This window comes from Flavobacterium sp. UBA4854 (assembly GCF_002399805.1).
GTDB lineage: Bacteria > Bacteroidota > Bacteroidia > Flavobacteriales > Flavobacteriaceae > Flavobacterium > Flavobacterium ginsengisoli.
Window position 1 is genome coordinate 63,322 of sequence record NZ_DHEI01000135.1, and the last position, 8,125, is coordinate 71,446.

Annotated in this window: 8 protein-coding genes; 1 reads left to right on the forward strand and 7 read right to left on the reverse strand. The window is 32.7% G+C overall.

The genetic code is table 11. From position 1 onward, the window contains the following. From B3J44_RS19950 to aspA, 4 genes are all read right to left on the reverse strand, one after another. A partial coding sequence (locus B3J44_RS19950) for a HAMP domain-containing protein (protein WP_286971030.1) occupies positions 1-902 on the reverse strand: 902 nt, incomplete at its 3' end. Between the two features lies 1 nt (position 903). Next, positions 904-1,578, reverse strand: a complete 675-nt coding sequence (locus B3J44_RS19955; protein WP_286971031.1) for a response regulator transcription factor — start codon at positions 1,576-1,578, stop codon at positions 904-906. Between the two features lie 211 nt (positions 1,579-1,789). Then, entirely contained in the window at positions 1,790-3,061 is a 1,272-nt protein-coding gene (locus B3J44_RS19960) for a BamA/TamA family outer membrane protein (RefSeq protein ID WP_198856043.1), read from the reverse strand. 150 nt (positions 3,062-3,211) lie between these two features. Further along, entirely contained in the window at positions 3,212-4,621 is a 1,410-nt protein-coding gene (gene aspA, locus B3J44_RS19965; protein WP_286971032.1) for an aspartate ammonia-lyase, read from the reverse strand. Positions 4,622-4,779: 158 nt separating this feature from the next. Between aspA and B3J44_RS19970 the strand changes: the two genes are divergently transcribed. After that, on the forward strand, positions 4,780-5,358 hold the full coding sequence (locus B3J44_RS19970) for a pentapeptide repeat-containing protein (protein WP_286971033.1): 579 nt from the start codon (positions 4,780-4,782) through the stop codon (positions 5,356-5,358). A gap of 192 nt (positions 5,359-5,550) precedes the next feature. Here B3J44_RS19970 and B3J44_RS19975 read toward each other — a convergent pair whose 3' ends face one another. The 3 genes from B3J44_RS19975 to B3J44_RS19985 all read right to left on the reverse strand — a co-directional run bounded on the left by B3J44_RS19975 (position 5,551) and on the right by B3J44_RS19985 (position 7,965). Further along, complete coding sequence (locus B3J44_RS19975) at positions 5,551-6,054, reverse strand: GNAT family N-acetyltransferase (protein ID WP_286971034.1); 504 nt, start codon at positions 6,052-6,054, stop codon at positions 5,551-5,553. A gap of 2 nt (positions 6,055-6,056) precedes the next feature. Next, positions 6,057-7,097, reverse strand: a complete 1,041-nt coding sequence (locus B3J44_RS19980; RefSeq protein ID WP_286971035.1) for a GMP reductase — start codon at positions 7,095-7,097, stop codon at positions 6,057-6,059. A gap of 274 nt (positions 7,098-7,371) precedes the next feature. Then, a complete protein-coding gene (locus B3J44_RS19985) occupies positions 7,372-7,965 on the reverse strand; it encodes a tRNA-(ms[2]io[6]A)-hydroxylase (protein ID WP_012025392.1) in 594 nt (197 codons plus the stop codon). Between the last annotated feature and the right edge of the window lie 160 nt (positions 7,966-8,125).

Genomic DNA, 8,125 nt, shown 5'->3' on the forward strand with positions numbered 1-8,125 from the left:
ACTTGTTTTTGTCCGTCATAACCTGTTTGCGTCAATTTTAGCAAGCTTTCTGTTAAGTTTCCTAATCTTGAAGCCTGACTGTATATATTTTGTAGAGATTCTATATATTCATGCTGTTGTCTTTCTTTAAGCAACATAATTTCTGCTTCGGCAATAATCGTTGTTATTGGCGTTTTTAATTCGTGAGAAGCATTATTAATAAAGTTCGCTTGAATCTCAAAAGAGGTTTCCAAACGATCCAGCATATTATTGAAAGTATTGGTCAAATCTGAAATTTCATCAGAATTTTTTACTTCTGGAAGACGATTATGAAGATTAGAAGCACTAATTCTTTTTACTTCTTTTGTAATTCTTGCTACAGGATCGATAACTCGTTTTGCTAAAAATCGTCCTAAAAGAAACGCTAGAATCACAAAACCGATTCCGCCAAAAAGCATGATTTTGACAATATAAACGGTCGTGTCTTTCCCTTTACGATCTCTCGCGCTAACAATTACAATATACTTTTGATTGTTTTCTTGAAAAATCTGTCCTAAATAATATTTATTATCTCTTTCAAAAGAATCTTTCCCTGTTTTTAAAATATTAGTGTAAAACGTATTCGGAAGATTCAGATTTGTATTATAATCAAAACTATTATGGCTATTTATTTTTAATACATATTCTTCTTCTTCAATTAATTCTTCAAGACCATTTTTTTGAAGATTTTTATAATATTTAATTTTCTCTGGGTCTTTTTGAAAATGAATTGAAGAAACAATTTTTGCCCTATCATCTAAACGCTTTAAGAAGTGGTATCGATTGTTTTCCCTAAAAAGAAAAAATACGATAATACACAATAGCGAAGTACTAAAGGTAGAAAGTGCAACATAATTGAAAGTGATTTTTTTTCTAATATCCATATTATGGCTTAATTATATAACCTAAACCCTTCATGGTATGAATCAGTTTGGTTGAAAAAGGCTTATCTATCTTTCTTCTTAAGTACGTAATATAGACATCGACAACGTTGGTATTCATGTCAAAATTAATATCCCAAACATTATCCAAAATCTGATCGCGCGAAACGATTCTGCCAGTATTTTTAGCTAAATAATATAATAGTTTGAATTCTTTGGCAGTTAAAACAATGTTTTCTCCATCTCTTTTAACCGTTTTGGCACGTCCGTTTATTTCTAAATCGGCAATTGTGATAGTATCTATTTTTTCTGTTTCCTGTTGTGATCTTCTGTAGAGCGCATTTATTCTGGCATCTAATTCGCCAAATTTAAACGGCTTTACCAAATAATCATCAGCTCCAGCGTTTAATCCCGTTACAATGTTTTCTGAAGTTCCTAAAGCTGTTAATAGCAAAATAGGTACAAAGTTTTTTGCTGCACGAAGTCTTCTGCAAATTTCAATTCCGTTGACATCAGGAAGCATCACATCCAAAATTACTACATCGAAGGTATAATTATGAATCATTTCCATAGCCGTTTTACCGTCCATTGCAACGCTTACTTCATTATTATTTTCTGCAAACCCTTTACGTAATATCGATAATAGATTTGGTTCGTCTTCAACTATCAGTAATTTCATCTTAAGAAGTGTGTATATACAACAAAAATAGGAATACAATTTAACATAATTTGACACAACATTACAAATTATGATTTAATTATGAAGAATAAAAAAAGCAGCCCTTACAGCCTGCTTTTTCATATTATTTTAGGGTTAAAGCTTATTAATCTTAATTTTTGAAATAAAAGAGAAGTGTTGCGTTTAAACCAAATTGTGGTTTTTATTACATTTAAAAAGTTTCTCCAGCATTCAAATAGAATCCTTTAGAATTATTTCCCCACGCATAATCTGCAATAAGATTGGTTCTAGTTGCTTTATCAATTAAAATGCGGAGTCCGAAACCAAAAGCTGGCTGAACATATTGAAAAAGTTTTGTATTAGTGTCTGGATTACTTGTTGTTACGAAGTTTGTAAAAACCGTTCCGCTGAACATTTGATCGCAACTAAGCGGAAACCTAAATTCTGTTGCTAGATAAATTAAATTTGTTCCTCTAAATAATCCCTGTGTATATCCCTCACCGCTTCGACTACGCTGATCCCAACCAATTGCAGGCAAATTCAAGTATGGAACTTTTCCTTTGGTTACAAATTGTCCATAAGTCCAAAGCGCTAGAATATATCGTTTATCTTTTTGCGAAACCGGAATAAAATTTCGATATTCGGCATACAAAACATTACTTACTTCTTGATTGTCAAATATTTCTGGATTAAAGCGGTAATTTATATTGGCAAACCAGCCGTGCGTTGCATTCACCTGATTATCTCTTGAATCGTAAACCAAATTAAGACTCACACCGTTTAAAAAATATTCTGATTCATCAAATCCATATTTCTGATTATAATTATAGTGGTAAGTAAATTTTCCATTTGCAACATCAAGATCTTTATCAACAATACTCGAATACCAATCAATATTGACTCCGCCGCCAACGTAAAAATTCGGATGAACTTGAAAGGAGACCGATTGATGAAATTTAAAATAATTATAATCCATTGGTTCAGCAATAGAATCAATACTGAAACCAGGCTCCTGATTGCGGCGAGGCGGAATAATATTTGTTCCTAAACCGTAATTAGGTTGTGAAAATATATACAAACGATAATCACCACTCAAAAATATTCTATTATTTTTCAATAGAATATTATTCTTAACGTTTACAAGCCATTGCTTTTTTGTGGTGTATGTTATTCCGACATTGGCTATTGAATATTTGTCTGCTTTTTCTTTTCCTTTAAAAGTATATTGAGCTACAGCGCCATAAAAGAAACCCGTAGCAGGCTGAGAGCCTATTGCTGGAATAATTAAGAAGAAGCTGTTTTTTATGGGTTTTACAACATAAATAGAATCCTTTTTTTTGAAGATTTCTAATATTGTTCTAGGAGGACAAATTTTAGAACTGTCAATCTCGGTTTGAGCATTCAAATTAAGTTGAATAAAAAAAAGCAACCATAAGATTTTAAATTTATTCTGAAAATAATTATTTTTTAAAAATTTTACCATGTGAAAGTTTTAATTTTTTGAAACAATAATCAATTCACATGTAAATATATAGCTTATTTTCAACATATTAGACTTACAATCCAATAAAATTAAAATAAAAAAAGCCGTCAGATGAATGACGGCTTGCTATTATATTTTTTATGGGAATCCTTATTTTGTGATAAATTTTGGATGAATTAAATTCTCTAGAGAATAAATTTCGTCCCATTTTTCTTGTGTAATCAGCTTTCTTTCCAAAACTGCAATTTGATGCACACTTTTACCTGTTTTTAAAGCTTCTCCAGCAATACTCGCACTTTCTTCGTAACCTAAAATTGGATTCAATTGTGTTACGATTCCGATGCTGTTCATTACCATATTATAGCAATGATCTACGTTTGCTGTAATTCCGTTAATACATTTATCGATTAAAGTTTGAATCGCATTTGAAAGATAATCCAACGAAGTAAACATTGCGAAAGCAATTACAGGTTCCATTACATTTAATTGCAATTGTCCCGCTTCTGCTGCCATTGTAACCGTTAAATCCTGACCAATTACATAAAAACAAGTCTGATTTACCACTTCTGGAATTACTGGATTTACCTTTCCTGGCATAATTGAAGATCCTGGCTGACGCGCTGGAAGATTGATTTCATTAAAACCTGTTCTTGGCCCCGAGCTTAATAAACGTAAATCGTTGCAGATTTTAGAAATCTTAACTGCAGAACGTTTTAAAGTTCCCATAATCTGCACATAAGCTCCTGTATCGACCGTTGCTTCGATTAAATCTGGTGAAAGAGTTAATGGAATTCCAACTTCTTTCGCCAAATAAGCCACACAAATTTCAGGATATCCTTCTGGTGCATTTACTTTAGTTCCAATAGCCGTTGCTCCCATATTGATTTCTAACAACAATTCCTGAGCATTTTTTAAACGCTGAATATCTTCTCCAATTGTTGTAGCATAAGCTTTAAATTCCTGCCCTAAAGTCATCGGAACCGCATCTTGCAATTGCGTTCTTCCCATTTTTAGGACTTCTTTAAACTCCTCTCCTTTTTTAGCAAATGCGACTTCTAAACCAGCAAAAGTTTTAATAAAGCTTTCCATTTTCAAATACAAAGCAATTCTAAAAGCCGATGGATAAGCATCATTTGTCGATTGAGAACAGTTTACATGATTGTTTGGATGAAGAAAATTGTATTCTCCTTTTTTATGTCCTAAATATTCTAGTCCAATATTGGCAATTACTTCATTGGCATTCATGTTTACAGAAGTTCCTGCTCCACCCTGAATTAAATCGCTCACAAATTCCTGATCAAATTTACCAGCAATAACCTGATCGCTTCCGTAACAGATTGCTTCGGCAATTTTAGGATCAATTGCGCCACAGTCTTTATTGGCTAAAGCAGCAGCCTTTTTTACATATCCTAAAGCTTTGATGAATAAAGGCTCTTTTGAAATCGGAATTCCTGTAATATTGAAATTCTCTACAGCTCTAAAAGTCTGGATTCCGTAATATAAATGATTTGGAATTTCTAATTCTCCTAGAAAATCATGCTCTTTTCTTGTTGATTCCATATAATAAAATTGATCTGTTTTAACTTAAAAAATAAGTGTAAAGCTACATTAAATTTTTATTCTAAAGTCGTTAATAATTTCAAAATGATTCCGATTTTCAACGAAAATTCTATAGCAAATTATTAACTTTTCAGCCTCAAATAATTATTGAAAAAGAATTGAAAAAAGAAAGCGAATATTTTCTTGATAAAGAATACAATACAATTGTTTACGCCAAAGATGATCTTAACTTTAAAGACTTCGAATGCTGCGTTTTTAATAATTGTAATTTCTCGGCCTGCACTTTTCTAGCAGTTACTTTTATTGACTGTGTTTTTAATGATTGTATTTTTACCGAAGCCAAAATAAATTATGTTGCTTTTAGAACTGCAACTTTTAATCGATGCGAAATTAAAGAAGTAAATTTCGCTATGTGTGATAAACTAATTTTTGAAGTTCATTTTAATGATTGTGTTCTCGATTTTTCGAAATTTTATACTTTAAAATTGAAAGGAACTCCGTTTACCAATTGCAGTTTAATTGCAGTAGATTTTATGGCCGCAGATTTAACCAGCGTAATTTTCGATAATTGCGATTTATATCGTTCCGAATTCAACAAAGCCATTGCTAATAAAGCCGATTTTAAAACGAGTTACAATTATACTATTGATCCTTCTAAAACTAAACTTAAAAAAGCTATTTTTTCTTTGAATCAAGTGAAGGGATTATTGTTTATGCATGATGTGATTGTAAGCTAGTTGGATAAAAAAGAATTTTAGCCAATAGCGTTAGCATCTACTCAAAGTTTGTCATTTCGACGAAGGAGACCCGAGCGATAGCGAACAGGCGAAGCAAATCTCCACAAGTAGCTCCGCACAGAAAAGTTGTCAATCTTTATAGAGCTTCTTACGAAGATTCTCCTTCGTCGAAATGACAAAAATGCTAAAAAATTACTTTGAGACTGATTTTCCCATTACGTAATCCTCCATCAAATATCCATTTCCAATTTCGATATCAACGGTTTCTTTAATTTCGAAACCAAGTTTTTTATAGAAATTCAACGCCGTATTAAAACGGTTTACGTTCAGTAAAAGTTCGTTTGAGTTACTTGCCAAAGCCATTTTTTCAATTTCTTCAAAAACTATTTTGCCATAACCTTTTCCTTGTGTTTCTGGCAGAAGATAAATTTTATGGATTTTAGTAATAGCTTCTCCTTTATAATTGTGTTCAATTCCGATAAAACCAATAACCGATTCTGAATCTGAAATTAAATAGAACAACTGTTCTTTATTCTGAATTTGCTTTGATAATGCTTCATTAGAATAAATTAGATTTAACATGTACTCTAATTGTTCCGCAGTTAAAATTTCGCTATAAGTAATAGGCCATGTTATATGTGCGATTTCTTGAATTTTAGCAATATCTTCAACAAATGCTTCTGTAATTTTAATCATATTTATTTAGTAAAAACTTGATTTTCTTGTTCGCTTACGCGGATAAAAGTCGTTCGTTTAGTCAATTCTTTTAATCTTGAAGCGCCAACATAAGTGCATGTGCTTCTTATTCCGCCTAAAATATCTAAAACAGTGTGAATCACATCTCCTTTAAACGGAACTTGAACTGTTTTTCCTTCGCTTGCTCTGTATTCTGCAACTCCGCCGGAATGTTTGTCCATTGCAGTTTTCGAGCTCATTCCGTAAAACTGTTTGAATTTTTCGCCTTTTATTTCAATTAATTCACCGCCGCTTTCTGTGTGTCCCGCGAGCATTCCTCCCAACATTACAAAATCGGCTCCTGCACCAAAAGCTTTAGCAACATCTCCTGGAGTTGAACAGCCGCCATCGCTGATAATGTGACCTCCTAAACCGTGTGCTGCATCTGCACATTCGATAATTGCAGACAATTGCGGATAACCTACGCCTGTTTTCACACGAGTTGTACAAACAGAACCTGGTCCAATTCCGACTTTTACAATATCAGCACCAGCTAATAGGAGTTCTTCTGTCATTTCTCCTGTAACTACATTTCCTGCTATAATGATTTTATCGGGATACTGTTTGCGGGTTTGTTTTAAAAACTGAACAAAATGTTCTGAATAGCCGTTAGCAACATCAATACAAATAAATTTCAGTAACGGATTTTCTGTAATTATTTTTTCAATTTTCTCAAAATCTTCTTTTCCTGTTCCAGTGCTTACGGCAATATAATCGTAGAAATCTGGAGTTACATTTTTTAAGAAATTATTCCACTCTTCTAAAGTGTAATGTTTATGGATTGCTGTAAAAAGCTTTTCTTTTGCCAAAACCTTTGCGATTTCAAAAGTTCCCACAGTATCCATATTGGCTGCCATAATAGGAATTCCTGTCCAACTTGAAGTACTGTGTAAAAACTTGAAATTTTGTTCTAGGGAAACTTCAGATCTGCTTCTTAGCGTTGATCTTTTAGGTCTAAACATTACGTCTTTAAAACCCAATTTTAGGTCCATTTCTATTCTCATAGTTCGAGATTTTGGTTACTCTCAAATGTAAGAATTTCTGATTTTAGATTTCAGATATTAGATTAACAAAAACTTGAACTTTTGAACAATTGATTTACTTTGTGTGGGCTTCGACTTCGCTCAGCCTGACAAAGGCAAAATTAAATTCCGCAGAGACTCACAAAGATTTCACAAAGATTTCACAGAGATTCACAAAGTTTCTAACTGGAACGCGTTTCGACTTCGCTCAACGTGACAAACTTGAAACCTGAAACAAAACAAACAAAATCAAAAACTACCCGTGAATTGTTTCTCCCTTTCCGTAATTGGTAATAATTGACTCTTCGAAAGCTAACCATTCTCTCCAACGTTTTTCAACGTCTATTCCTGTACCATATTTACGAGCGTAAGTAATAAAAGTGGTGTAATGTCCTGCTTCGCTTTCCATTAATTCTCTATAGAAAACAGCCAACTCTTCGTCTTTAATGTTTTCAGAAAGTACTTTGAAACGTTCACAGCTTCTAGCTTCGATCATTGCAGAGAATAATAATCTTTCTACAAGACCAGAAACACGGCTTCCGTCTCCGCTTCTTTTCATGTATTGATAGAGTTCGTTTACGTAATCATCTTTACGCTCACGACCTAATTTTAATCCTCTTTTGATAATAATGTTGTGAACTTGCTCAAAATGATCGATTTCTTCTTTAGCTAAAGCTAATAAGTCTTTTACTAAATCTTGATGCTCAGAGTTATTCGTAATAATTGTAATCGCGTTTGTTGCTGCTTTTTGCTCGCACCAAGCGTGATCTGTTAAGATTTCTTCTATGTTCTTCTCAACAATATTTACCCATCTTGGGTCGGTTGGCAATTGTAATCTTAATACGCCCATGTCTTTATTTTTGTTTCAGGTTTATTTTGTTTAAAGTTTAAAGTTTTCTATTCTAAACGAAAAAAGTTTAAAGTTTCATAATACGTTTATTTTCGCATTACAAAACTTTAAACTTGAAACCTTAAACTTTAAACTAATTAATATGCAAAAATTGGTCTTT